18 protein-coding genes are annotated in these 25,414 nt (G+C 73.5%); 8 read left to right on the plus strand and 10 right to left on the minus strand.

The features are described from left to right. Positions 1-11: 11 nt before the first annotated feature. The 6 genes from sbnA to gntA all read right to left on the minus strand — a co-directional run bounded on the left by sbnA (position 12) and on the right by gntA (position 12,513). On the minus strand, positions 12-1,001 hold the full coding sequence (gene sbnA / locus AC27L3_RS20085) for a 2,3-diaminopropionate biosynthesis protein SbnA (RefSeq protein WP_487235425.1): 990 nt from the start codon (positions 999-1,001) through the stop codon (positions 12-14). Beyond that, positions 998-8,167 carry an amino acid adenylation domain-containing protein gene (locus AC27L3_RS20090; protein ID WP_487235426.1) on the minus strand — a complete coding sequence of 2,390 codons (7,170 nt, stop codon included), beginning with the start codon at positions 8,165-8,167 and terminating at the stop codon, positions 998-1,000. Before AC27L3_RS20090 ends, sbnA begins: the two co-directional genes overlap by 4 nt. Further along, positions 8,157-10,070 (minus strand): non-ribosomal peptide synthetase, encoded by a 1,914-nt coding sequence (locus tag AC27L3_RS20095; protein WP_487235508.1) that lies wholly within the window; start codon positions 10,068-10,070, stop codon positions 8,157-8,159. The genes AC27L3_RS20090 and AC27L3_RS20095 overlap by 11 nt, the downstream gene beginning before the upstream one ends. Positions 10,071-10,131: 61 nt before the next feature. Beyond that, positions 10,132-11,067: an ornithine carbamoyltransferase gene (locus AC27L3_RS20100; RefSeq protein ID WP_487235427.1), complete on the minus strand. Its 936-nt coding sequence runs from the start codon at positions 11,065-11,067 to the stop codon at positions 10,132-10,134. Between the two features lie 165 nt (positions 11,068-11,232). After that, positions 11,233-11,436: an MbtH family protein gene (locus AC27L3_RS20105; protein WP_487235428.1), complete on the minus strand. Its 204-nt coding sequence runs from the start codon at positions 11,434-11,436 to the stop codon at positions 11,233-11,235. A 393-nt stretch (positions 11,437-11,829) separates the two neighbouring features. Next, positions 11,830-12,513 carry a guanitoxin biosynthesis heme-dependent pre-guanitoxin N-hydroxylase GntA gene (gntA, locus tag AC27L3_RS20110; RefSeq protein WP_487235429.1) on the minus strand — a complete coding sequence of 228 codons (684 nt, stop codon included), beginning with the start codon at positions 12,511-12,513 and terminating at the stop codon, positions 11,830-11,832. Positions 12,514-12,654: 141 nt separating this feature from the next. On the opposite strand from gntA, the gene AC27L3_RS20115 reads away from it, so the two are divergent. Next, entirely contained in the window at positions 12,655-13,311 is a 657-nt protein-coding gene (locus tag AC27L3_RS20115; RefSeq protein WP_487235430.1) for a hypothetical protein, read from the plus strand. A 562-nt stretch (positions 13,312-13,873) separates the two neighbouring features. Next, the gene (locus AC27L3_RS20120; RefSeq protein WP_487235431.1) at positions 13,874-15,151 is read left to right on the plus strand and encodes an MFS transporter; all 1,278 of its coding nucleotides are present in this window, start codon (positions 13,874-13,876) and stop codon (positions 15,149-15,151) included. 363 nt (positions 15,152-15,514) lie between these two features. On the opposite strand, the gene phoU is transcribed toward AC27L3_RS20120, so the two are convergent. Continuing rightward, positions 15,515-16,204 (minus strand): phosphate signaling complex protein PhoU, encoded by a 690-nt coding sequence (phoU, locus tag AC27L3_RS20125; protein WP_487235432.1) that lies wholly within the window; start codon positions 16,202-16,204, stop codon positions 15,515-15,517. A gap of 219 nt (positions 16,205-16,423) precedes the next feature. Between phoU and phoR the strand changes: the two genes are divergently transcribed. Both phoR and phoP read left to right on the plus strand, forming a co-directional pair. Next, positions 16,424-17,710 carry a two-component system sensor histidine kinase PhoR gene (gene phoR / locus AC27L3_RS20130; protein WP_487235433.1) on the plus strand — a complete coding sequence of 429 codons (1,287 nt, stop codon included), beginning with the start codon at positions 16,424-16,426 and terminating at the stop codon, positions 17,708-17,710. Positions 17,711-17,777: 67 nt separating this feature from the next. Next, a complete protein-coding gene (gene phoP, locus AC27L3_RS20135) occupies positions 17,778-18,458 on the plus strand; it encodes a two-component system response regulator PhoP (RefSeq protein WP_365966232.1) in 681 nt (226 codons plus the stop codon). Positions 18,459-18,752: 294 nt separating this feature from the next. Here phoP and AC27L3_RS20140 read toward each other — a convergent pair whose 3' ends face one another. Beyond that, positions 18,753-19,430 carry a copper chaperone PCu(A)C domain-containing protein gene (locus AC27L3_RS20140; protein WP_487235434.1) on the minus strand — a complete coding sequence of 226 codons (678 nt, stop codon included), beginning with the start codon at positions 19,428-19,430 and terminating at the stop codon, positions 18,753-18,755. A gap of 581 nt (positions 19,431-20,011) precedes the next feature. Here AC27L3_RS20140 and AC27L3_RS20145 point away from each other — a divergent pair. From AC27L3_RS20145 to AC27L3_RS20160, 4 genes are all read left to right on the plus strand, one after another. Then, a complete protein-coding gene (locus AC27L3_RS20145) occupies positions 20,012-20,494 on the plus strand; it encodes a CarD family transcriptional regulator (RefSeq protein ID WP_003953493.1) in 483 nt (160 codons plus the stop codon). A 268-nt stretch (positions 20,495-20,762) separates the two neighbouring features. Beyond that, positions 20,763-21,548, plus strand: a complete 786-nt coding sequence (gene ispD / locus AC27L3_RS20150) for a 2-C-methyl-D-erythritol 4-phosphate cytidylyltransferase (RefSeq protein WP_487235435.1) — start codon at positions 20,763-20,765, stop codon at positions 21,546-21,548. Further along, positions 21,538-22,038, plus strand: a complete 501-nt coding sequence (ispF, locus tag AC27L3_RS20155; RefSeq protein ID WP_487235436.1) for a 2-C-methyl-D-erythritol 2,4-cyclodiphosphate synthase — start codon at positions 21,538-21,540, stop codon at positions 22,036-22,038. Before ispD ends, ispF begins: the two co-directional genes overlap by 11 nt. Positions 22,039-22,271: 233 nt before the next feature. Continuing rightward, complete coding sequence (locus tag AC27L3_RS20160; protein WP_487235437.1) at positions 22,272-22,679, plus strand: PPOX class F420-dependent oxidoreductase; 408 nt, start codon at positions 22,272-22,274, stop codon at positions 22,677-22,679. Between the two features lie 19 nt (positions 22,680-22,698). Here AC27L3_RS20160 and AC27L3_RS20165 read toward each other — a convergent pair whose 3' ends face one another. Together AC27L3_RS20165 and AC27L3_RS20170 are read right to left on the minus strand one after the other, a co-directional pair. Beyond that, positions 22,699-23,919, minus strand: coding sequence for an acyltransferase family protein (locus tag AC27L3_RS20165; RefSeq protein ID WP_487235438.1), 1,221 nt, complete (start codon positions 23,917-23,919; stop codon positions 22,699-22,701). A gap of 240 nt (positions 23,920-24,159) precedes the next feature. Next, positions 24,160-25,299, minus strand: coding sequence for an acyltransferase family protein (locus AC27L3_RS20170; protein WP_487235439.1), 1,140 nt, complete (start codon positions 25,297-25,299; stop codon positions 24,160-24,162). Positions 25,300-25,414 lie beyond the last annotated feature (115 nt).

Here is a 25,414-nt window from a genome sequence, read left to right on the forward strand (position 1 = left end):
CGGGTGGTGCTTTATCGGCTGCTGCTGGTGGTGGTGGGGCCGAGGCCGGCCAGTTCGGGGATGCCGGTGTAGCGCTCGGCGACCCAGGCGTCGGAGTAGACGGTGTCGATGTACTTGTCGCCCAGGTCCGGGGAGATGACGGCCACGCGGGAGCCGGTGGCCAGGGTGGGCGCGAGCTGCTGCACGGCGGCGAGCACGGTTCCGGTGGAGCCGCCCACCAGCAGGCCGTACGTCTCGGCGACGCGCCGGCACATCGCCACCGTGTCGGGCTCCGCGACGAGCAGCTTCTCGAAGCCGCCGTCGTCGGTGAACAGCTCGGGCCGCCGGCTGGTGCCGAGGCCGGGGATGAAGCGGGGCGCGGCGGGGCCGCCGAAGGTGACCGAGCCGACGGCGTCCACGGCGACGACCCGGGTGCCGGGGCTGTGCTCGGCGAAGTACTCGACGCAGCCCATCAGCGTGCCCGTGGTCCCGGCGCCGACGAACAGCGCGTCCACCGTGCCCAGCCCCTTGTGGACGGAGGCGGCGGTGCGGTCGCGGTGGGCCCGTACGCCGGCGGGGTTGGCGTACTGGTTGAGCCACACCAGCGTCGGGTCCTCGGCGATGCGGCGGTGGATGTAGGTGATCCGGGTGTTCAGGAAGCCGCCCTGCGCGTCCCGGGTGGTCACCTCGACCACCTCGGTGCTCAGGCTGCGCATGACGCGCAGCGAGTGGCGGGAGGCGTTGGGGTCCGTCACCACCGTCAGCGGGTAGCCCTTGGCCGCGCACACCACCGACAGGGCGACGCCGAGGTTGCCGGAGGAGGACTCGATGACGCGGGAGCCGGGGCGCAGGGTGCCGTCCCGTTCCATCGACTCGACGAGGGCGACGGCGGTCTTGAGCTTCACGGAGCCGGCGGGGTTGAGCCCCTCCAGCTTCAGGAACACCTCGCCGCCGGGCAGGAAGCCGGGCAGCCGCAGGAAGATGTCGTCGAGGACGACGTCGGACGCCTTCTCGTAGATCACTGCGCCGGCCCCTCTCCGCTGCCGGCGAGGCGTTCGGCGAGGACGGCCGCGATCGCGCCGAGCGGCCCGGGAGCGAGCATCTCCAGGTGCCGGCAGTCGACGACGTGCTCCTCGACCCGGCCGGTCACGTACGGCTTCCACAGCTCGGCCAGGGAGGACGCCTGCGGTGCGTCGCGCCCCGCGGCGAAGAACAGCACGTCCCCGTCGTAGGGCTCCGCGGGCGGCTCCAGGCCGATGCGGGCCTCGTTGCGGAAGGTGTCGTACACCGCCCGGAGCGTGTCCTCCTCCAGGCCGGCGAGCGGCCCGGCCCCCGGGCCCGCCGCGTCGAGGGCCCGCCGCAGCCCGGCGAGCGTCGGCGGACCCTCCCCGAGCGCCCCGCGGTCGAGGTCCGCCTCGTGCACCAGGTGGGAGACGAACTCCTCCTCGCCGGGCACCCGGACGTCCGTGGTGGACGGCTCGGAGTCCAGGACGGCCAGCAGGGCCACCTCGTGGCCGAGCCCCCGCAGCCGCACCGCCACCTCGTGGGCGAGGCGCCCGCCCCACGACCAGCCGAGCAGGTGGAAGGGGCCCTGCGCCTGGACGGTGAGGATCTGCGCCACGTAGTCCGCGGCCATCTCCCCGGTCGTGGCGGGGGCCCGATCGGGCCGGGTGAGGGCGCGCGCCTGCAGGCCGTACACGGGCCGCCCGGGCTCCAGCAGCCCCACCAGCCGGGCGTACGTCCAGGCCAGGCCGCTGGCCGGGTGGACGCAGAACAGCGGGGGCAGCTCGCCGGTGCGGCGCAGCGGCAGCAGGACGCCCAGGCCCGCCGCGCGGTCCTCGGTGCCCAGCCGGGCGGCCAGGGCGGCGACCGTCGGGGCCTCGAAGAGCAGCCGGACCGGCAGCCGGGTCCCCAGCTCCGTGCGGACCCGGGTGGCCACCCGGGTGGCCAGCAGCGAGTGGCCGCCGAGCTGGAAGAAGTCGTCGTCCACGCCGACGGACGGCACGCCGAGCACGTCGGCGAAGATGCCGCACAGCACCTTCTCCCGCTCGGTGGCGGGCGGGCGTCCGGCGCCCGCGGCTGGCAGCTCGGGTTCCGGCAGCCGCTTGCGGTCGACCTTGCCGTTGTCGCTCAGCGGCAGGGCGGCCATCGGCACCAGCACCGAGGGCACCATGGCCGGGGTGAGGACGCCGGTGAGCAGCGCCGCCACCTCGTCCGCCACGGCGGTGCCGGTGTAGTAGCCGACCAGGCGGTCGTGCCCGGCGGCGTCCGCGCGGACGACCACGACGGCGTCCCGGACGCCGTCCACCGCGCGCAGGGCGCTCTCCACCTCGGCGAGCTCGATGCGCTGGCCGCGGATCTTGACCTGGTGGTCGTTGCGGCCGAGGAACTCCAGCTGCCCGTCCGGCCGGTACCGCGCCTGGTCCCCGGTCCGGTACAGCCGCGCGCCGGGCACCTCGGAGAACGGGTCGGGCACGAACGCGTCCGCCGTCCTCGCGGGGTCGCCGAGATAGCCGTAGCCGACGCCGGTGCCGCCCACGTACAGCTCGCCGACGGCGCCCAGCGGGACCGGCCGCATCGCCTCGTCCAGCACGTACAGCCGCGTGTTGCGGATGACGCGGCCGATCGGCACGCGCTGCCCGGCCCCGGGCGCGGTCCGCGGGGTCAGCCACGCGTGCGTGACGTCGTCCGAACACTCCGTCGGGCCGTAGGCGTTGACCAGCGGGATGTCCGGGTAGCGGGCGAACCAGCGGGCGCACAGGTCTGGCGGCAGGGCCTCGCCGGTGACCATCAGCCAGCGCAGGGCGGGGAGTTCCGGCGCGTCGCCGGTGACGTCCCAGCCGTCGAGGGCGGTGCGCAGCAGCGAGGGCACCACCTCGACGCCGGTGAGCCGCTCGGCGGCGACCATGCCGAACAGCAGGTCGGGGTCGGCCGCCAGGTCGTCGCCGGCGACGCGGGTGCGCCCGCCGGTCACGAAGGCGGCCAGCATCTGCCACACCGAGATGTCGAAGCTCAGCGGCGCGTTCTGCAGCACGCTGTCGTCGGCGGTCAGTTCCAGGTCCTCCACCTTGGCGAGCAGGTGGTTGACCATGCCCCGGCGGTGCACCATCGCGCCCTTGGGGCGGCCGGTGGTCCCGGAGGTGAACAGGACGTACGCCAGGTCGTCCGGCTGTCCGACGGGCGCGGCCAGCTCGTCCGGGGCGTCGCACTCCTCGCCGAGCACCAGCACCAGCACCGCTGCCGCGTCGGCGCCCGCCGCAGCGGCGAGCTCCCCGGCCCGTTCCGCGTGCGCGGCGTCGGCGAGCACGACGCGGGCGCCGCTGCGGGCGAGCATGTCGGCGTTGCGGGCGACGGGGCCCGAGGGGTCCAGCGGGAGGTACGCGGCGCCCGCGCCGAGGATGCCGAGCAGCGCGACGGGCACCGCCACCGAGCGGGCCGCGCACACGGCCACCACGGTGCCCGGGCCGGCTCCGGCGGCGGTCAGCCGGCGGGAGAGCGCGGAGGCCCGGCCCGCCAGGGTGGCGTAGTCGAGCTCCGTGCGGCCGTCGCCGAGTGCGACCGCCCGCGGCCGCTCGGCGGCGATCCGCTGGACGTGGGCCACCAGGTCGTCGAGGTCCGTTTCCCGCTCGCTGCGGTTGAACTCGGTGAGCAGCAGCTCGCGTTCGGCCTCGCCGAGGACGTCCAGCCGGCTCACCGGCAGGGAGGGGTCCGCAGCGACCTGCCGCAGCACCCCGAGCAGGCGCTCGACGAGAGCGCGCGCGGTCGCCGGGTCGAACAGCTCGGTGCTGTAGTCGAGCCGGCCGGCCACCCCGGCGGGGCCCGAGGCATCCGTCCGGGCGGTGAGCTCGAAGGACAGGTCGAAGGGGACGGCGGCGGCGCCGACCGGCAGCACCGTGGCGGTCAGCCCGGGGAGGTCGAGCTCCTCCACGGCGCTTTCCATCACGCCCAGCTCGACCTGGAACAGCGGGTTGCGGCCGGGCACGCGCGGCGGGCCCAGCACCTCCACCAGCCGTTCGAACGGCACGTCCTGGTGCGCGTACGCCGCGAGGTCGCCCTCGCGCACCCGCTCCAGCAGGTCGGCGAAGGACGGGTCGCCGGAGACGTCGGTGCGCAGCACCAGCGAGTTGACGAAGAACCCGACCAGGTCGTCCAGCGCCTCGTCGGCGCGCCCGGCGACCGGGGCCCCGATCGGTATGTCGGTCCCGGCGCCGAGCCGGTGCAGCAGGGCCGCCAGCGCGGCCTGGACCACCATGAACAGGCTGGCCCGCCGCTCCGCGGCCAGGGCGGCGAGGGCGGCGTGCAGATCGGCGTCCACCGTGAACGGCTCGACGCCGCCCCGGTGGGTGCCGGCGGCCGGGCGCGGCCGGTCGGCCGGCAGGGCCAGCTCCTCGGGCAGATCGGCCAGGGCCGAGCGCCAGAAGTCCACCTGCCGGGCCATCAGGCTGCCGGGCGTCCCCTCGGACCCGGTCGTCTCCAGCTGCCAGGCGGCGTAGTCCGTGTACTGCACGGGCAGCGGCTCCCAGCCGGGCGCCGTGCCGCGCAGGCGCGCCGCGTAGGCCCGGGACAGGTCCCGGGCCAGCGGGCCCATCGACCAGCCGTCCGCGGCGATGTGGTGCACCACGAGCAGCAGGACGTGTGCACGCTCGCCGAGCCTGAAGAGCGTCGCCCGCAGCGGCGGCTCGACCTGCAGGCGGAACGGCCGGGAGACCTCCGCCAGCAGCGCCTCGTCCAGGCCGGCCTCGGTGGTCTCCCGCACCGCGAGGGCGGGCGCGGCCTGCGCCACGGGCAGTACGTGCTGGTACGGCTCGCCGTCGCGCTCCGGGTAGACGGTGCGCAGCACCTCGTGCCGCTCCACGACGTCGGCGAGGGCGTGTTCGAGGGCGTCGCGGTCCGGCTCGCCGTCCAGCCGCACGGCCAGCGGGATCTTGTAGGGCGAGTGCTCGGGGTCCATCGTGTCGAGGAACCACAGCCGGCGCTGCCCGGACGAGGCCGGCGCCGCCGCACCGCGCGGCCGGGGCCGCAGCGGCGGGCGGGCGGCCGGGGCGCCGCCCAGGCGGCCGGCGAGACCGGCGACGGTGGACGCCTCGAAGACCGTACGGACCGGGAGCTCGACGTCCAGGACGGTGCGCACCCGGGAGGCCAGGCGCATGGCCAGCAGCGAGTTGCCGCCGAGGTCGAAGAAGCTGTCGTCGATGCCGATGCCCTCGCCGCCGAGCGTCTCGGCGAACAGGCGGCACAGGGTCTCCTCCAGCTCGGTGCGCGGCGCCCGGCCGGCCGCCCGGCCGGTCAGCTCGGGTGCCGGGAGACCGGCGCGGTCCAGCTTGCCGTTGGGGGTCAGCGGGAGCTCGTCCAGCAGGACGACGGCGACCGGCACCATGTAGTCCGGCAGCCGCTGTGCCGCGTGGGCGCGCAGCTCGGCGGGGAGCGTGCCGGCGGCAGGGTGCGCCGCCGGTACCGCGTAGGCGACCAGCTGCTTGCCGCCGCCCGCGGCGTCGCGGGCGACGACGACGGTCTGCGCCACGGCGGGGTGCTGCTGCAGCACCGCCTCGATCTCGCCGAGCTCCACCCGGAAGCCGCGGATCTTGACCTGCTCGTCGGCGCGGCCGACGTACTCGATCTCCCCGGTCGGCAGCCAGCGGGCCAGGTCGCCGGTGCGGTACATCCGCTCGCCCGTGCCGAACGGGCAGGGCAGGAACCGGTCCGCGGTCAGCCCGGGCCGCTTGAGGTAGCCCCGGGAGACGCCGGCGCCCGCGATGTACAGCTCGCCGACCACCCCCACCGGGACGGGGGCCAGATCCGCGTCCAGCACGTAGGCACGGCCGTTCCACACCGGTCGGCCAATGTTCTGCCCGCTGGTGCCGCGCAGGCGCTGCGGGCTGGTCGCGTCGGCGGTGCACTCGGTGGGGCCGTAGCAGTTGTACGTCTCCATGTCGTCCGCCGCGCCGATCTCGGCGAGCAGCGCCTCGCCGATGGCCTCGCCGCCCATGACGAGCACCGCGGGCCGGCGGCCCTCCAGCAGCCCGGCGAGCAGCAGTTGCTCGGCGAAGGAGGGGGTGACGTCCACGACGTCGATGCGGTGCTCGTCGACGAAGCGCACGAACGCCGCCGGGTCGTACCGGCACACCTCGTCGACCAGGTGCAGCTCGTGCCCGTCGAGCATCCACAGCATCCCGGCCACCGACGCGTCGAAGGAGATCGACGAGGCCAGCGCCATGCGCAGCCGCTCCGCACCGGCCCCCCGGGCGGCGGGCCCGAAGTAGGCGGCGCGGTGGTTGTGGAAGAGGTTGACGGCGTTGCGGTGCTCGACCACCACGCCCTTGGGGACGCCGGTCGAGCCGGAGGTGTAGATGACGTAGGCGGCGTGCGCCGGGTCGAGCGGGGCGGCCCGCTCGGCGTCGGTGAGGTTCGTCCCCGGGTGGGCGGCGGCCTCCTTCGCGACCTGCGGGTCGTCCAGGAGGAGCAGCTCGGTGCCCTCCGGCAGGGCCGCGGCGTGCTCGGCGGAGGTGACGACGAGCACGGGCGCCGCGTCGGACACGAGGTGGGCGATGCGGGAGGCGGGGTAGTCCGGGTCGACGGGCACATAGGCCGCGCCGGTCTTCTGGATCGCGAGGACGGCGGCCATCATCCCGGGGGAGTGCCGCAGCGAGAGGCCGACCAGGCGCTCGGCGCCGGCGCCCCGGGCGACCAGCACCCGGGCCAGCCGGTTGGCCCGCTCGTTGAGCTCGGCGAAGGTCAGCGCCTCGCCGGCGAACACGGTGGCCACGGCGTCCGGTGTGCGGGCCGCCTGCGCCTCGAACAGCTCCGGCAGCGTGGTGGCGGGCACCGGGTGGGCGGTGTCGTTCCACTCCACCAGGACGCGGTGCCGCTCGGCCGGCCCCAGCAGGTCGACGGACGACAGCGGCCGGGCGGGGTCCTCGGCGAACGCCTCCAGCAGCCGCACCAGCCAGGCCAGGATGCGTGCGGCGGTCTCCGCGTCGAACGCGTCGGTGCGGTACTCCAGCCGCAGCCGCAGGTCCGCGCCGGGGAGCACGGTCAGGCTCAGCGGGTAGTGGGTGGCGTCGATGTCGTACGCGTCGACGATCCGCAGGTCCCCGCTCGCGTCCCGGGCCCGCTCGGGGTAGTTCTGGAACACCATCAGGGTGTCGAACAGCGGGCCGGAGCCGACGAGTTGCTGGATCTCGGTCAGGCCGAGGTTGTGGTGCGGCAGCAGGTCCGCCTGCTCGTCCTGCAGGCCGCGCAGCAGCTCGGCCAGCGGGAGCGAGGAGTCGACCCGCAGGCGGGCCGGCAGGGTGTTGATCAGCAGGCCGATGATCCGGTCGACGCCCTCGACCGCCTCCGGGCGGCTGGAGACGGTGACGCCGAAGAGCACGTCGTCCCGGCCGGTGAGGCGGGAGAGCACCGTCCCCCACGCGCCCTGGACGACGGTGTTCAGGGTGAGCCTGCTGCCGCGCGCCCGGGCGGTCAGCGCCGCCGTCACCTCCTCGCCCAGGCCCGTCTCCAGGGTGCGGGGCGGCGTGGTCTGCTCTCCGGTCGCCGCGGGGGCGAGCAGGGTGGGGCCCTCCACGCCGGCGAGCGAGCGCCGCCAGGCGTCGCGCGCGACGTCGCGGTCCTGGGCGGCCAGCCAGCGCAGGTAGTTCTCGTACGGCACGACCGGGGGTAAGCCGGCGGGATCCCCCTGCTGCCGGTAGAGGGTGAGCAGCTCGTCGAGCAGCGGCGGGACGGACCAGCCGTCCAGCAGGATGTGGTGGTGCGTCATCACCAGGCGCCAGCGCGTGGCGGTGCGCCGGATCAGCGTGAACCGCAGCAGCGGCGGCCGGGCCAGGTCGAAGGGGACCGCCCGGTCCTCGGCCATCAGCCGGTCGAGCTCGGCCTCGCGCGCGTCCTTAGGCAGCCCGGACAGGTCGAACTCCCGCAGCGGCACCTCCACCGCGGGCGGGATCAGCTGCACCGGCGTGCCCTGCTTCTTCGCCGTACGGAAGCACGCGCGCAGATTGGCGTGCCGCCCGGTCAGGGCGCGGACGGCGGATTCCAGGACCGGCGTCTCGACGTGTCCTTCGAGCTCGACCACCATCTGCGGCATGTAGACACCGGCACCGGCGGCCTGCCGGTCGAACAGGGAGAGGAACAGCATCCCCTCCTGCAGCGGGGCCAGCGGCAGGATGGCCGGCTTCCGGCTGTCAGAGTTCATCTGTCCATTCCCCTGTGAGATCGTCGATGTCGTCCTGGCTCAGCTCCAGCAGCGGTGCCCCGCCGGTGGCGTCGCCCCCGGTCGCACCGGCCGGCTGCGGCTGCGGTGCCGGTACGAGGAGCCCGGCCAGCGCCTCGGCCCGCTGGTGGGTGAACACGTCCTTGGGGGAGAGCACCCAGCCCGCCTCGCGGACCTTCGCCGCGAGCCGGATGGCCAGCACGCTGTCGCCGCCCAGGTCGAAGAACGCGTCGTCGGGGCCGACCCGGTCCAGGCCCAGGACCTCGGCGAACAGGCCGCACAGCAGGTCCTCGTGGGGGGTGCGCGGCGCCCGCGCGGAGACGGTGGCGGACAGGTCGGGCGCGGGCAGGGCGGCGCGGTCCAGCTTGCCGTTGCGGTTCAGCGGGAAGGCGTCCAGGACGACGACCGCGCTGGGCACGAGGTGGTCGGGCAGCAGCCCGGCCAGGTGGCGGCGCAGCGCGGCGGGCTCCGGCGCGGCCCCCTCCCGGGGGACGACGTACGCGACCAGGCGCTTGCCGCCCGGCTGGTCCTCGCGGGCGACGACCACGCTGTCGGAGACCTCCGGGTGGGCGCCGAGCGCGGCCTCGACCTCGCCGGGCTCGATACGGAATCCGCGGATCTTGACCTGCTCGTCGACCCGGCCGCGGAACTCCAGGTTCCCGTCCGGCCGCCACACGGCCAGGTCGCCCGTGCGGTACATCCGTTCACCCGGCTCCCCGAAGGGACAGGGCACGAACCGCTCGGCGGTCAGGCCGGGTTGGCGCAGGTAGCCCCGGGCCAGCCCGGCGCCGGCGAGGAACAGCTCGCCCTCCTCACCGACCGGAACCGGCCGCAGGTCCTCGTCGAGCACGTACGCCCGGGTGTTGACCACGGGCCGGCCGATCGGCGGGACGGCAGTGCCCGCCGTGACCTCCGTGGCCACCGCGTCCACGGTGGCCTCGGTGGGACCGTAGGCGTTGAACATCCGCCGGCCCGGGGCCCATTGGTCCACGAGCCTGCCGGAGCACACGTCACCGGCGGTGGCGATGGTCCGCAGCGTCGGGTACGCGGCGGGCGGCAGGGCGGCGAGCACCTGGGGCGGGATGGTCACATGGGTGGCGCCGGCCCGGTCGATCAGCGCGCCCAGCTCCTCCCCGGACAGGCAGTCCTCCGGGCGGACGACGAGGGCCGCACCGGAGGCCAGCGCCATCAGCATGTCGCCGACCGAGCAGTCGAAGCTGAACGAGGCGAACTGCAGCACGCCGTCGCCCTCGGTGATCCCGAAGCGCTCGATGTGGTCGATCGCCAGGCTCGCCAGACCGGCATGCGTCACCACCACGCCCTTGGGCCTGCCCGTCGATCCCGAGGTGTGGATGACGTACGCCGCGTGGTCCGCGTCGAGCGGGGCGAGCCGTTCGGCGTCGGTCAGGTCGTGGGCGTCCTGCCCGGCGATCAGCGCGGCGACGTCCGGGTCGTCGAGGACGATCCGCCCGGGGCCCTCCGGCAGCCCGTCCGCCACGGCGGCGGTGGTCAGGACGAGGTGGGGCGCCGCGGAATCCAGCAGCGCGGCGATGCGGGCCGGCGGGTACTGCGGGTCGACCGGCACCCAGGCCGCGCCGGCCTTCGCCACCGCCAGGTTCGCCACGAGCGTCCCGGCGGAGCGCGGCGTCGCCACGGCCACCAGCCGCTCGGGCCCGGCGCCGCGGGCCACCAGGACCCGCGCCAGCCGGTTGGCGCGCTCGTTGAGCTCCCGGTAGGTCAGGGCCGTGCGGTCGTGGACGACGGCCGTGCGGTCGGGCACGCGCCGGACCTGCGTTTCGAAAAGCTCGGGAAGGGTCGTGCGCAGCCCCTTGCGGGCGGTGTCGTTCCATTCCGCCCGGACGGCCGTGGGCTCGGTGGCGGACATCGTGTTCACGTGTGCGTTTCCCCCGCTGTGGTGTGGTCCCCCGGCGCCCGGCGCCGGATCGTCAGCGCGCGCCGGCGCACCATTCCAGGACGGCCATCGCCGCGTACATCTTGTTCTCGGACTGGTCGAAGGCCAGGCTCTTCGGGCCGTCCAGGACCTCGGCGGTGACGTCCTCGCCGCGGTGGGCGGGCAGGTCGTGCAGGAACACCGCGTCGGGGCTCGCGTCCCACAGCGCGGTGGTCACCTGGAACGGCGCGAAGACCGCGCGCCAGCCGGGGTCCGCCTTGCTGGTGCCCGTCGTCTGCCACCGGGTCGTGTAGATGACGTCGAAGCCGGCCGGTGCGGTGTCCATGGAGTGCAGTTCGGTCACCCGCGCCCCACTGGCCTCCGCGTTCGCCAGCGCCTGCCGCATCGTCGCGGGCGCCAGGCCGTAGCCGGGCGGCGTCCGCAGCTCCAGGTGGACGCCCTTGAAGCGGCTGAGCGTCAGCGCCAGGGCGGCGGCGGTGTTGTTGCCCTCGCCCACGTAACAGACCCGCAGACCCTCCAGGCTGCCGAAGCGGCACAGCAGGGTGGTCAGGTCGGCGATCGCCTGGGTCGGGTGCTCGTCGGCGGTCATCGCGTTGATCACGGCCATCCGCGACTGCGCGGCGAACGCCCGCAGGTCGGCGGGGTCCCCCGCGCTGCGCACCACGAGCAGGTCCAGCATCCGGGAGAGCACCTCGGCGGTGTCCTCCAGGGTCTCCCCGCTGTTGGTCTGCAGGTCGTCGGGGCCGTAGGAGATGAGCTTCGCGCCGAGCCGGAGGGCCGCGGCGGAGAAGGACGTACGGGTGCGCGTCGACGTCTTCAGGAAGAGGACGCCGGCGACCAGCCCGGAGAGCTGGTCCCCCGAACGGACGGAGCCACGGGAGAACGCGGCACCCCGCTCGACGAGGGAGCGCAGATCGGAGTCGGTCAGGTCCCTCGTGGAGATCAGGTGACGCACGGCGGGGCTGCTCACAATGTCCTTTCACGACGGGACGCCGGAAGGCGGCGCTCCCGTCACTCGTGTCGCTGTCGACTCCGCGGCCGCGCGCAGGCCGGGGCCCGGGGCGCACGCTGCGGGATCAGGTGGTGCCGTAGGGGGCGGTGCGGGATCGGGCGGTGGCGTACGGGGCGGGCCGCATCAAGAGGCGGACGCCGCGGTGCGGCGGCGCAGGCTCGCCGGGCGCATGTCGGTCCACACGGTGTCGATGTGGGCCAGGCACTCCTGCTTGGGGCCCTCGAAGCCCTCGGCCCGCCAGCCCGCCGGAAGGTCGCCGTCCGCGGGCCAGACGGAGTACTGCTCCTCGTCGTTGATCACCACGCGAAAACGCCGGTCGTCGTTCATGGGGCTCCCCCGAGCGGAAGGCGGGCGGTCCCGGAGCGGGGGCCCGCTGGATGTCTCGTCGTGCGATGACCGGCGAACGCCGGTGCAGGACTTGCTCGTTGTGCTGAGGAAACAGGGCATGACGCGGCGCGGCACGCCGGAGGTGCCGCCACTGTGGCCGGGCCGGCGTCGCTGCCGCCGCGCCAGGTTGCCACGCTGTTACAGGGCCTCGATATGACACGGATCACACGCGGGACGGGTGTGTCGCGCTCGAGCGCCGCTCGATGGCCGGAATCCACTGCATCTACCAGGTATTTCTTCGCCGGGGTGCCGTTCCCCGGCCAACTCCGGTGCGCGCAAAGGAATTCGGGAGAATGGCCGGAAGGAAACACCGGCCCGGCACGGGCCGTCCGTTCAGCGATTCTCCGCCACCGGCCGGAAAGGGCAGGTCCACCCCGGTTCGGCCGTGCGCCCCGAGTACTGCCGGGCCTCCGACGACAGGCCGAACTCGTCCAGATTCGGATTGACCGACTGCTGCAGGCGCATCTCGCGCTGGCGTATGCGGCGCTGGAGGCCGCTGTATACACCGTTCTGCTTCAACCGCTCGAACTGGTGGTGGGAGTTGAAGGCCAGGGCGGTGAGCGGGGAGCGGCGCGTGATCCGCGAGGCCCCGTCGTGCATGCCGACGACGAAGAAGGGGTGTCCGGCGACGCTGAAGGCGAAGCGCGGGGACTGCGGGTCGGGGTCCGCGTCCGGCGCCCACGCGTACCGCTGCCGGTCGATCGTGTGAAGATCCGACAACTGCTGCCACAGGATGGCCTCGAACTGCTCCTCCGAGAGCCCGGCGGGCCCGTCGAAGACGGCGATGAAGGTGGCGAAGTTCTCGTCCGGCCCGAGTCGTTCGGCGACGTACTCCTCAAGTGCCCGGTGCAGCCCGGCAGTCGTCTCCTCGGCCCCCAGGGGGCCGAGCACCGCATAGGTGATCAAGTCCCTGCGCAGGGCGGCCTTTCCCGCCAGACAGCTGAACCGGTCGCTGCGTAACCAGTCGCCGATCTGCGCGCGGATCTCGTCCTCTCGTTGACCGAGGTGCTCGGACACGCCAGTCTCCCCCTGTGGTCATGACGGTGTATGCGGCCATGGTGTGCGCGTATCGCCATGCGCCCGGCCGCATGCATTCCTCGGGATGTGCCGCGACAGGATCGGTCGAGTGAACAAAGCTCGCCAAGTGGAGGGAACCGCATGCAACTTCTCGTCTCGCCGGACGCCCGCGCCCTGGGCCTGCACCACTCCCGCGCCTGGCGGCTGACCGCCGACGCGCCGCTGCTCGGCGGCGACGGGCTCACCGCCGAGCAGGTCGCCGCCGCGTACGACGCGCAGGCCCCGCTGCCCGAGGGGTACCGCAAGCTCCTCGCGGGCCTCGGCCACCCCGAGGTCGTCCCGGCCGGCGAGCGCCTGCGGACCCTGCTCGCCACGCGCGGCTGGCGCTCCCACGGCGCCGTCGTCGACGCGGTGAGCGTGGCGACGCTGCGGCACGGCGCCGGAATCGGCCTGCACCGGCTGCTGCCCGAGGACGACGGCCGCGACCTCGTCGTCGCCCGCGCCACCGGCGGCGAACGGATCGTGCCGGCCTTCTCCTCCCGCTCCCGGCCCGTCCCGGCCGGCGACCTGGTCTACGGCGTGCCGGGCCCCGGCGGGGAGCTGGAACCCTTCGCCTGGCTGGGCCGCCGCGACTGCGACTCCGCCGAACGCCAGGTCGGCGAGGGCGACCACGAGGCACTCCTCGTCGTCCTCGGCTGCCCCGGCGAGGGCGCGGAGCACACGGAGGAGATCGGCGCGACCGTCGCCACCACCCTGGCCGCGATGCGGCCCGACATCACCCTCACGCCCCTCCCGTAGGGGCGCGGGGAACTGCGCGATCGGCCACCGACGGCCCGCAGTCGACACACCACCCCGGGCGCCGGGGCGCAGCACGGCACCCCGTCTGCGGGCGCGTCGTGGCTTGTCGCGCAGTTCCCCGCGCCCCTACGGGGCGCCCCGCACGCCCACGTGGCGGCAACTGCAGGCCGGTGCGGGACCGCGCCCCCACGGGGCGCACCGCATCCGGTCGATCGGGCCGTCGTGCCTTGTGCGCCTCCGTGGGCTGTGCCTATCTTTCTGTCCGTCATACAGGGCCGCGGAGAGGCCTGCCGATCAGCCTTTGCGACCTCCGGCCGGGTGTGGGCCGGGCGGCCGCCGACGTCGTCGGCGGAGGGTGACGGGCGGGATCGACGAGCGATCCCCCTCCCCGGGTCCCGGACCGGCCGTACGCGCGCGTGCGCCCCGCCGGCGTCGTCCGGCGAGCGGGCCGCGTCCCGCCGGGCCGTGCCCGTACTCCAGCCCACCCCCGGACACCTCGCCGTGCGCGCGCCGGAACGGCGCACCGCCGAGCACCCGCGCCCGCGCGGCCCGAAGGAGCAACGTGTTAAAGGACCTGATCCCGCCCCCCGGCCCGCCCCGCGGCCTGGCCCTGGCCCAGCTGGTGTGCCGCATGGGGGACGGGGCCTACAACATCTGTGCGGCGCTGTTCTTCACCCGGATCGTCGGGCTGTCCCCGTTCCAGATGAGCCTCGGCCTGACCATCGGCTGGTCGGCGGCGCTCGTGCTGAGCGTGCCGCTGGGACACCTGGCCGACCGCATGGGCCCCCGTGGCACGGCGGTCGTGCTGTTCGTGTGCGCGGCCCTGTCCGTCGCCTCCTTCACCTTCATCACCTCCTTCGTGCCCTTCGTCATCGCCTCGTGCGCCTACGCGGTGAGCCAGCGCGGCGGTTCGGCGGCCGAACAGGCCCTGCTCGCCGGGCTGGTGCCCAAGGAGCAGGTCACGCGCGTGCGCGCGTACGTCCAGTCCAGCTTCAACGCGGGCATGACGATCGGCGCCGGCCTCGGCGGCCTCGTGCTGCTCTTCGACCGGCGCGGGGCGTACTACGCCGCGTTCGTGCTGAACGCCCTCGCTTTCCTCGTCGCCGCGTTCGTCCTGAGCCGGCTGCCGGCCGTGCCGCCCGTTCCCGCGGCCCCCCGGGCCGCCGCCGGGGCGACGGCGAAGCCGGGCGGCACCTCGGTCTTCCGGGACGGCCCGTACGTCCTGATCAGCGTGCTGAACACCGTCCTGCTGCTGTACGTCCCGCTGGTCAGCGTCGCGCTGCCGCTGTGGATCAGCGAGCACACCGCGGCCCCGGTGTCGCTGTTGTCCGTGATGCTGATGCTCAACACCGTGGTGGTGGCCCTCTTCCAGGTCCGGGTCTCGGACGGCGTCAAGGACCTCGCCTCCGCCGCGCGCTATCTGCTGCTCGGCAGCGTCCTGCTGGGCGCGGCGTGCCTGGCGTTCGCCTTCTCCGCCGCCGGGGACTCCGCCTGGACGGCGGGGGCGCTGCTCGTCCTCGCCGCCGGGCTGATGGTCGCCGGCGAGATGATGCAGGCGGCCGGGGAGTGGGAGGTCAGCTTCGGCCTTGCCCCCAAGGGCAAGACCGGCCAGTACCAGGCGTTCTTCGGCAACGGCATCACCGTCGCCGAGATGCTCGGCCCGCTGGCCCTGACGGGCCTCATCGTCTACTGGGGCGCCCCCGGCTGGATCTTCCTCGGCGTGCTGTTCGTGGTGACCTCCGCCGCGATGGCCCCCGTCATCCGCTGGGGCGGCCGGCGGCGCGCCGAGCTCGACGGGTCGGCAGCGGGCCCCGAGCCGGCCGTCGCCGACCGGGTGTGACCCCTCGGCGGACGCAGTGGAGCCCCCGTCCCACCGGACGGGGGCCCTTTCCGCTGAGTGTGAGTGACGTACGGAGCGAGAGACCTTCAGATGCCTCTCAGCTGCAGCTGCCGCCGCACTGGCAGGAGCCGCCCTGCTGGCAGCCGCACGAGCACCCGGGTCCACACTGACAGCCGCTCATTCGGAATCCTCCTCGAAGGGTGTCTGCCTTCCCCCTCAGTCAAGGGCCGTCCGTTGCGACCGTCAATGCCCGTCGCGTACGTATGTGCGGGCACGAGGGGCGCGCAGGGGCATGACGGAGCGCGCGTGATGCCGACGTGCGCCGCGCAAGAGGACTACGGTGAGCGCACTACGGCGAGCGGACTACGGCGCTTCGAGGGCGCCCTGCTGGCCGCCCGGCTGGGTGAGCTCGTCGGCGTGCTCACCGGTCACCAGGTACACCACGCGCTTGGCCACCGAGACCGCGTGGTCCGCGAAGCGCTCGTAGTAGCGGCCCAGCAGGGTGACGTCCACCGCCGTCTCGATGCCGTGCCGCCAGCGGTCGTCCATCAGGTGCTGGAAGAGCGCGCGGTGCAGCAGGTCCATCGCGTCGTCGTCGTGCTCCAGCTGCAGCGCCAGGTCCACGTCCTTGGTGATGATCACCTCGCCCGCCTTGGCCATCAGCCGCTGCGCGAGCTGGCCCATCTCCAGGATCGTCGCGTGCAGGTCGCGCGGCACGGCCGACTCCGGGAAGCGCAGCCGGGCCAGCTTGGCCACGTGCTGGGCCAGGTCGCCCGAGCGCTCCAGGTCCGCGCTCATGCGCAGCGACGTGACGACGATCCGCAGGTCCGTGGCCACCGGCTGCTGGCGGGCCAGCAGGGCGATCGCCCGGGCCTCCAGGTCCCGCTGCAGATCGTCGACCTTGGCGTCCGCCGCGATGACGGACTCCGCCAGCTTCAGGTCCGCGTCGAGGATCGCCGTGGTGGCGCGCCCGATCGCGGAGCCCACCAGCCGGGCCATCTCGACCAGGCCCTCGCCGATCGAATCCAGCTCCTCGTGGTACGCGTCCCGCATCTGTCGACCTTCTCTCGCTCGAGTACTGCCCTGACCGCCGGGAACCGCATCCGGTGCCCCTCGGACGGCCAACGCTCCCCACGGTCCGGCCGCAACGCGACGGCTGCCGTCCCCCGGAGTGAACCACTTCTGACCTGAAGGTGAACTCTCGGCAACGGGTGTTCGAGACGCCCCCCATTCGGCTGTGGGAGGGCCCTTTTTCCCGCATAACCTGGAGACATGAACCTGGACGCGGCCGTCGCCGCAGCGGCAGCGATCGCCGGAGTGTGCACCGGCGTCATCGCCATGCTGGCGTTCCGCTGGAGCGAGCGCGACCAGGCCAGGCCCACCCGCACCTCCCTGCACACCGACGCCGTCCTGCCGCCCGGCGTGGACACCGTCCTGTCCGTCCTGCGCTCCTCCGCCGTCGTCCTCGACGAGGCCGACACCGTGGTCAAGGCCAGCTCCGCCGCCTACGCCCTCGGGCTGGTGCGCGGCGGCAAGCTCGCCGTCGAACCGATGCTGCAGATGGCCCGCGACACCCGCCGCGACGGCGAGATACGCCAGGTCGAGCTCGACCTGCCGCGCCGCGGCACCGGCCGCGGCGATGCGCTGGCCGTCTCCGCCCGCGTCGCCCCGCTCGGCTCCCGGCTCGTCCTGCTCCTCGTCGAGGACCTCACCGAGGCCCGGCGCATCGAGGCTGTCCGCCGCGACTTCGTCGCCAACGTCAGCCACGAGCTCAAGACCCCCGTCGGCGCGCTGTCCCTGCTCTCGGAGGCCGTCATGGACGCGAGCGACGACCCCGAGGCCGTCACCCGCTTCGCCGGCCGCATGCAGATCGAGGCCACCCGCCTGACCAACCTCGTCCAGGAGCTCATCGACCTCTCCCGGGTCCAGAACGACGACCCGCTGGAGGACGCCGAGCCCGTCCGCGTCGACGAACTCGTCGCCGAGGCCATCGACCGCTGCCGCCACCAGGCGGGCACCAAGCAGATCACCATGGCCACCGGCGGCACCGCCGGCCTGTACGTCTGGGGCAACCGCGGCCAGCTCGCGGCCGCCCTCGGCAACCTCGTCGAGAACGCCGTCAACTACAGCCCCGCCCGCACCCGCGTCGGCATCGCCGCCCGCAAGGTGGCCGCCCCCGGCGGCGACCTGATCGAGCTCGCCGTCACCGACCAGGGCATCGGCATCTCCGAGAAGGACCGCGAACGCGTCTTCGAACGCTTCTACCGCGTCGACCCCGCCCGCTCCCGCGCCACCGGCGGCACGGGCCTGGGCCTGTCGATCGTCAAGCACGTCGCCGCCTCCCACGGCGGCGAGGTGACCGTCTGGAGCGCCGAGGGCCAGGGCTCCACGTTCACCCTGCGCCTGCCGGAGGCCGGCGCGAGCCGCGAGCGCGACCGCGCAGGTCAGGGCGCCCGGGCCACGCGTGAGCGCAACCGCCCGCTCATCGGCCCCGACGCGGCGGACTTCGTCCACCACGCGCCCCACGATCCCCTGCCCGCGCCGGGGGTGCACCGGTGACCACCGGCGCCGCCTCCCCGTTCCATCCCACGCCGTCTGGGCCGCAGGCCCGACCGGAGGTCGAACTGTGACACGAGTGCTCGTCGTAGAGGACGAGGAATCCTTCAGCGACGCGTTGTCCTACATGCTCCGCAAGGAGGGCTTCGAGGTCGCCGTCGCGGCCACGGGGCCGGACGGGCTGGACGAGTTCGAGCGCAACGGCGCCGACCTCGTCCTGCTGGACCTGATGCTGCCGGGCCTGCCCGGCACCGAGGTCTGCCGGCAGCTGCGCAGTCGCTCGAACGTTCCCGTGATCATGGTGACGGCCAAGGACAGCGAGATCGACAAGGTCGTCGGCCTGGAAATAGGCGCGGACGACTACGTCACCAAGCCGTTCTCCTCACGCGAGCTCGTCGCCCGCATCCGCGCCGTCCTGCGCCGCCGCGGAGAACCGGAGGAGGTCGCCCCGGCCGCCCTGGAGGCCGGCCCCGTCCGCATGGACGTCGACCGGCACGTGGTGACGGTCGCGGGCGCGAAGGTCGACCTGCCGCTGAAGGAGTTTGACCTCCTCGAGATGCTGCTGCGCAACGCGGGCCGCGTCCTGACCCGCATGCAGCTGATCGACCGCGTGTGGGGCGCGGACTACGTGGGCGACACGAAGACGCTCGACGTGCACGTCAAGCGCCTCCGAGCCAAGATCGAGCCGGACCCTGGCGCCCCCCGCTACCTGGTGACGGTGCGAGGCCTGGGCTACAAGTTCGAGCCGTAACCGGCCCGGCCCGCGCCGGCGGCCTGCACCCCGGGCCGGCAGCACGGCGCCCCGCCAGGGGCGCGGGGAACTGCGCGACAAGCCACCGACGGCCCGCAGTCGAACGCGCCACCCCGGGGCCCGGGGCACGGCACCGCACCTGCGGGCGCGTCGTGGCTGATCGCGCAGTTCCCCGCGCCCCTACGGGGCGCCGTGGTGCGGCGCGACGAAGGGGCGCCGGACACCCCGAGGGTGAGCTCGTACGCAACGGGCCGGGCCCGGAAGCTGGTCGCTTCCGGGCCCGGCCCGTTCGTGTCAGTGGCCCGCGTGCTGCGGCTGCGCGGCAGCGCCCGGCTTGGGCTGCCCCGAGGGGCTCGCGGAGGCGGACGCGGGCGCCGACGCGGGCGCGGACGCCGACGCCGGCGCACCCGAGGGCGCCCCGGGCTCGCCGGAGGCGCCCGGCTTGGCCTGGGCGGGGGCCTGCTCCGGGCCCCACTCCTTGAAGTAGCTCGTCGCCGGGACGACGAACGCGCCGATCTTGACGTCGCCCGTGGAGCTGAGGTTGAAGGTCAGCGGCTGGCTCGCGCCGTCCTTGATGCCTTCGCGGCCCTTGGGCAGCACCGCGGACGCGTTGCCCTTGCCGCCGAGCAGCACCGAGCCGCCGGCCGGGACGACGACGTCGCCGGCGCCCTTGGCGGGCGTGAGCTTCACGGTCACGTCCTTGCCGGGCAGCTTGATCGAGCGCAGCGTCTGGTCCTTGCGGCCGTTGTTGAAGATCTGGCCGGTGATCACGGCGGGGCCGGCCGTGTCCTGGTTGGGCTGCGTGATGACGGTGATGTTCTGCAGCTTGATGTCGCCGACCGAGGTGGCGGCGTTGTCCGGCTTGACCTCCAGCGTCTGCGCGTCGTTGCCCGCCGCGCAGGCGGAGAGCGAGGCGATCGAGAGCACGAGGGCGGAAGCGGCGAGTGCGCCGCGTCGAAGGCTGCTGCTCACGGCGGCGGCATCTCCTTGGACGAGGTACGCGTACGGGGTACGCACGAGATAAGGGTTGTGTCAGCGGGGTTAGGTTACCGAGCCGTCCGACGGCCGCTGCACCCGACCCGCCCCCATGGTCAACTCGCGCCCCGGCCGGGTGCGCGACCGAATATCGGCGGTCGGCCGATCTCGCGACATGGGTGAACGCGGGGATCACCGATGCGGGTGTTTATCGGCAATGAATGGGAGGCGTATGGGGAAGGAGTTCCGCAATTGATCAAGTTCGGTGTGATCAATTCCGGGCGGCGGAGCACAGAAGACCCGTGCGCCCCGAACGGAGTACGCGAAGTCCGCCGACCGGACCCCGGCAAAACGGGACGATCGGCTGCCCGTGGAGCCCGTCCGACGGGCGTAACGTCCGCGTTTCGCCCTGCCCGCAGATGCGCTCCCACCTGCGAATACCTGCTTCCGGAAGGGCCCCGCAGCACGTCCCGGTCTCTGTTGTCAAGCCCCGAGATATGCCCTGACCTGCGGAAACGCCATTCAGAACGGGCGGGCCCCGTGTTAGACTGGATAGCCACGGAAGGGGTACCTGTCACATGACGTTCAAGGTTGGCGACACCGTGGTCTATCCCCATCACGGGGCCGCGCTGATCGAGGCCATCGAAACTCGCCAGATCAAAGGCGTGGACAAGACCTACTTGGTGCTGAAGGTCGCCCAGGGTGACCTGACGGTTCGAGTGCCGGCGGACAATGCGGAGTTCGTCGGCGTTCGCGATGTGGTCGGCCAGGACGGGCTCGACCGGGTCTTCGAGGTGCTGCGTGCGCCCTATGCGGAAGAGCCGACCAACTGGTCCCGGCGCTACAAGGCAAATCTCGAGAAGCTCGCGTCCGGCGACGTGATCAAGGTCGCCGAGGTCGTCCGCGACCTGTGGCGGCGCGAGCGTGAGCGCGGCCTGTCCGCGGGTGAGAAGCGCATGCTCGCCAAGGCCCGCCAGATCCTGGTGAGCGAGCTCGCCCTCGCGGAGAACACCAACGAGGACAAGGCCGAGGCCCTGCTCGACGAGGTCCTCGCCTCCTGACGCACAGGTGCCGGTGGCCTCGCCGCCGCCCGGACCGGATGTGAAGAAGTGCCGCGGTGCCCGCGTGACGACGTCGTGTCGTCCGACGGGCGCTGCGGCATCTTCGGCTCCGGTCGCATCCAGTGGAACCAGTGGCTCGAAGGCGTGCCGGGCCCGGGCAGTCGACCGGCCAGTCGTCACGGAAGGGGCTGGTCGGGGCATCGTGCCCGGCAGGCACGCTGAGGCCATACCCAAATCGGCCGAGGAAGCAAACCTGAACGCCAACGCAATGTCCGAGCGACAGCCCGCGCCCGCCCCCGCCGTGCCGGGGCGTACCGCCGCCGTCATCCCCGCCGCCGGCCGTGGCGTACGCCTGGGCCCCGGCGCGCCGAAGGCCCTGCGTGCCCTGAGCGGCACGCCCATGCTCGTGCACGCGGTGCGTGCGATGGCGGCCTCCCGGGCCGTCTCGCTCGTCGTCGTGGTCGCCCCGCCGGACGGGGCCGCCGAGGTCCGCAACCTCCTGGACGCCCATCCCCTCGCCGACCGCGACAGCACCCGTACGGACGTCGTCGTCGTGCCCGGCGGCGCCACCCGCCAGGAGTCGGTGCGGCTCGGCCTGGCCGCGCTGCCCGACGACGTCACCGCCGTCCTCGTCCACGACGCCGCCCGGCCGCTGGTGCCCGTCGACACCGTCGACGCGGTGGCCGCCGCCGTGCGTGAAGGGGCGCCGGCCGTGGTGCCGGCGCTGCCGCTGGCCGACACGGTCAAGCAGGTCGAGCCGCGTACGGGCGAGCGGGCCGGGGAGCCCGAGCCCGTGGTCGGCACGCCCGAGCGCGCGCTGCTGCGGGCCGTGCAGACCCCCCAGGGCTTCGCCCGGGCCGTGCTGGCCGAGGCCCACGAGAAGGTCGCCGTGGACGGCGAGGGTGCCACCGACGACGCCGGCATGGTCGAGCGCCTCGGCGTGCCGGTCGTGGTGGTGCCCGGGCACGAGGAGGCGTTCAAGGTGACGCGGCCGCTGGACCTGGTCCTGGCCGAGGCCGTGCTGGCGCGCAGGAGGGCGAACGATGGCTTCTGAGGTGAGGCCGCTGCTGCCGCTGGTCGGCATCGGCACCGATGTGCACGCCTTCGAGGAGGGCCGCGAGCTGTGGTGCGCGGGCCTGCTGTGGGAGGGCGCGAGCCACGGGCTGGCCGGCCACTCCGACGGCGACGTGGCCGCGCACGCGGCCTGTGACGCGCTGTTCTCGGCGGCGGGCCTGGGCGACCTGGGCGCGCACTTCGGCACGGACCGGCCCGAGTGGTCGGGGGCGTCCGGGGTGACGCTGCTGGCCGAGGCGGCACGGATCGTGCGGGAGGCCGGCTTCGGCATCGGCAATGTGGCGATCCAGGTGATCGGCGTGCGGCCGAAGATCGGCAAGCGGCGCGAGGAGGCGCAGAAGGCGCTGTCGGCGGCGGTCGGCGCGCCGGTGTCCGTCTCCGGCACGACGACGGACGGGCTCGGCCTGACCGGCCGTGCGGAGGGCCTGGCGGCCGTGGCGACGGCCCTCGTGTACCGCAGCGCCCCGTAAGGGGCGCGGGGAACTGCGCGACCAGCCACGACGCGCCCGCAGACGCACTGCTCTGCTTCGCCCGGGCCTTGGGATGGCGCGTTCGGCTGCGGGCCGTCGGTGGCTGGTCGCGCAGTTCCCCGCGCCCCTGCGGTGCGCCCCCTTGCGGGGCGCGCGGTTTCGGGGAGGGGGTCGGTGGGGGAGGGATCCACGGACAAACCACCCCCACCGCACCGCCCCCCGGGAGGGCCGCCGTGTCCGCCGTACTGTCCGACGACCTCAAGAAGTACATCGACGACAACCCCGTCTTCGCCAGCATCGCCACCGTGCAGCCGGACGGCAGCCCGCAGCTGTCCGTCACCTGGATCAAGCGCGACGGCGACGATCTGCTGCTCTCCACCACCGTGGGGCGTCGCAAGGAGAAGAACCTGCGCCGCGACCCGCGGATCACGGTGCTGATCAACCCGCCGAACGCGCCGTACACCTACGCGGAGATCCGCGGCACCGTCGAGATCACGACCGAGGGCGGCGACGAGCTCATCGACGAGCTGGCGCGGAAATACACCGGTAAGGACTACGCGGACTTCAACCCCGCGGCCAAGGACGACGCCCAGCGCGTCGTCGTGCGCATCGTGCCGCGCAAGGTCGTGGGCTCGCTCTGAGCCGCGCCCGGCCCGTCCGTCAGGCGCCGTCCGCCGTGGCGGCGCCGACGGGGTCGGGCCCGGGGGCCGCCGGCCGGTCGAAGCGGCGCGGCTCCTTCAGCAGCGGCAGCCCGGCCTGCTGTGCGGGGGCGGCGGGCCGCTCGGTGCGGCGCAGTTCCTCCAGGCCGGTGCGCAGGGCGGCCCGCATCCGCCGGCCCAGCGGCTTCTCCACGAAGCGGTGCATCAGCCAGGCGGCGCCCAGCATCACCACGATCAGCCCGGCGACCAGCAGCGGTGCCGGCACCGTCGTGCGCAGCGCATAGATGACGGTCATGCCGATGTACTGGTGCAGCAGGTACAGCGGGTACGTCAGGGCTCCCGCCGTGCCCAGCCAGTTCCAGCGCACCCGGTCGAAGGCGCCCAGCGCGACGAGGGCCATGACCGCGAAGATGACGAAGACGCCGATCTGGGCGGGCAGGAGCGCCGTGGCGTGGTTGGCGTTGTCGTGCACGCGCTTGGCCACGTGGTGGTTGGCGATCAGGTAGGAGATGCCGACGATGCCCCACAGCAGGGCCGTGGGCTTGAAGCGGCGCATCAGGTAGAAGGAGATGCCGGCGACGAAGTACGGCTCGGCGAACGGCATGGCCCACATCGTGAGCAGCTTGCTGTCCGCTGTGGGGCTGACGGCGGCGGCCACCGTCCACACCCCGCAGAAGACCACGCACCGGCGGTAGGTGACCCCGCGGGCGACGACGAGGGCGAAGAGCAGGTAGAACTTCAGCTCCACCCACAGCGTCCAGTAGACGCCGTCGACGTCCCACACGCCGAGCCCGGTCTGGAGCATAGTGAAGTTGGTGAAGACCGTCTCCGGGCCCGCCACCGAGCGCACCTGCGGCCACAGCAGGACGACGCCGCCGGTGAGCACGATGGCCACCCAGTAGGCCGGGTAGATCCGCGCGGCGCGGGAGACCAGGAACTCCCCGGCGGTGCGGCCCCATGTGCTCATGCAGATGACGAAGCCGCTGATCAGGAAGAAGGTCTCGACGCCGAGCCAGCCGTAGCGGGTGAGGGGTTCGAGCGCGGGGAACAGCTGTCGCGGATCTCGGTGCCAGCCGCCGCTCAGGCTCGTGTAGTGGTACAGCACGACCATGAGGGCCGCGAGGAGCCGCAGTCCGTCCAGGATGTGGAGCCGGGGGGCGTGCCCGCGGCCCGTGCCATCCGTCCGGACGCCCGCGGTCGCGCCGCCGCTGGCGAAACGCATGTCGTCCTCTCCCGTCGGCGTGGAGCCCGTCGGTGTCTGGGTCACGCAGCATGCTGGCACAACCACGGTGCGTGCCGAGTGACTGTTGGAGGGGAGGACTCCGGGTGGACGGCGGGTTTTCGCCCGTAGGACACGCCGCGTCCGCCGAACGGACGTACCACCGGCGCGGTGCTGACAGCCGGATGCACGACGGCGCCCGGCCGCGGGGCCGGGCGCCGGTGGGGACGAGGGGTTCGGGGGTCAGATGCGCTCGCGCGCCGTGCGCATGTCGGCCAGGGCGCGGTTCATGCCGCGCTTGACCAGGCGGGCCAGCGGCCGCTCCCAGAAGCGGTGCAGCAGCCAGGCGGCGCCGAGCATGGCCGCGATCAGCGCGGGCACCAGCACGTACTGCGACACGTACGGCTCGGTGTGCTGGATGACGACCCAGCCGATCCGCTCGTGCAGCAGGTACAGCGGGTACGTCAGGGCGCCCGCGGTCGACAGCCAGCCCCAGCGGATGCGGCGCGTCCAGCCCAGGGCCACCGCGGCCATGGCCAGGAAGAAGAGGGTGAGCAGCAGGGTGGTCGGCCACTCGGGGACGTTGCGGCCGATGTACTTCTCGGCGTGCGTCTGCGCCTGCATCAGGAAGTGCTGGCTGATCAGGTAGCAGGAGGCCACGACGAGCCACAGCACCAGGTTGGGGCCGTAGCGGTACATCAGGTAGAAGGCGATGCCCGCGATGAAGTACCAGCAGTCGTCCGGCAGCAGCAGGGCGTCGAGCACCGGCACGTTCACCGTCGTCGCGAAGGCCGCGGCCAGGCCCCACACCACGCAGAAGCCCAGGGCGCGCCGGTAGGTCAGGCCCTTCCAGATCACCAGGGCGAAGAGCAGGTAGAACTTCAGCTCCACCCACAGCGTCCAGTACACGCCGTCGACGGGCGTCACCTTCAGCGGCTCGTGCAGCATGGTGAGGTTCACCGTGATGTCGCCGAGCTTGGGCACGTTGTTGATCCCCGGCCAGGTCACGGAGACCAGTGCGGTGGCGATCACGGCGAACCAGTACGCCGGGTAGAGCCGGGTCACGCGGGAGGAGGCGAATTCACCGACCGTGCGGCCCCAGGCACTCATGCAGATGACGAAGCCGCTGATCAGGAAGAACAGCTCCACGCCCGCCCAGCCGTAGGAGGCGGGCCACGACCCGATCGTGAAGATCTGGGCGACCGGTTTGGACCAGGCGCCGGCGTTGAAGGCCATGTAGTGGTAGAGGACGACCATGAGGGCCGCGAGCAGCCGCAGCCCGTCGAGGGCCGCCAGTCTTTCCTTGGCAGCTGCCGGTCGAGCGGGCGCCGGGACAGGGCGCTGTTCCTGCTGCCGTTGCTGCACCGTCACAGAGGACTGCAACGTCCCTCCTGAGTCCCGTGGCCGGGTTCCGCTGGTCGTACCACCGGTCAATGCGCCGGTGAGCTCGCCGTCCCGCCGGGTGGCGTGACGCCCGGCGAAGCTACCATGCGGCTCT

The sequence above is a fragment of the Streptomyces sp. PKA51 genome, from assembly GCF_057552455.1.

What these genes read in the sequence shown, in the direction of transcription:
- AC27L3_RS20090 (WP_487235426.1), bottom strand. Translation starts at nt 8,167, where the DNA reads ATGAACTCTGACAGCCGGAAGCCGGCCATCCTGCCGCTGGCCCCGCTG.
- AC27L3_RS20095 (WP_487235508.1), bottom strand. Translation starts at nt 10,070, where the DNA reads ATGTCCGCCACCGAGCCCACGGCCGTCCGGGCGGAATGGAACGACACC.
- AC27L3_RS20105 (WP_487235428.1), bottom strand. Translation starts at nt 11,436, where the DNA reads ATGAACGACGACCGGCGTTTTCGCGTGGTGATCAACGACGAGGAGCAG.
- AC27L3_RS20115 (WP_487235430.1), top strand. Translation starts at nt 12,655, where the DNA reads ATGCAACTTCTCGTCTCGCCGGACGCCCGCGCCCTGGGCCTGCACCAC.
- phoU (WP_487235432.1), bottom strand. Translation starts at nt 16,204, where the DNA reads ATGCGGGACGCGTACCACGAGGAGCTGGATTCGATCGGCGAGGGCCTG.
- phoR (WP_487235433.1), top strand. Translation starts at nt 16,424, where the DNA reads ATGAACCTGGACGCGGCCGTCGCCGCAGCGGCAGCGATCGCCGGAGTG.
- AC27L3_RS20145 (WP_003953493.1), top strand. Translation starts at nt 20,012, where the DNA reads ATGACGTTCAAGGTTGGCGACACCGTGGTCTATCCCCATCACGGGGCC.
- ispD (WP_487235435.1), top strand. Translation starts at nt 20,763, where the DNA reads ATGTCCGAGCGACAGCCCGCGCCCGCCCCCGCCGTGCCGGGGCGTACC.
- ispF (WP_487235436.1), top strand. Translation starts at nt 21,538, where the DNA reads ATGGCTTCTGAGGTGAGGCCGCTGCTGCCGCTGGTCGGCATCGGCACC.
- AC27L3_RS20165 (WP_487235438.1), bottom strand. Translation starts at nt 23,919, where the DNA reads ATGCGTTTCGCCAGCGGCGGCGCGACCGCGGGCGTCCGGACGGATGGC.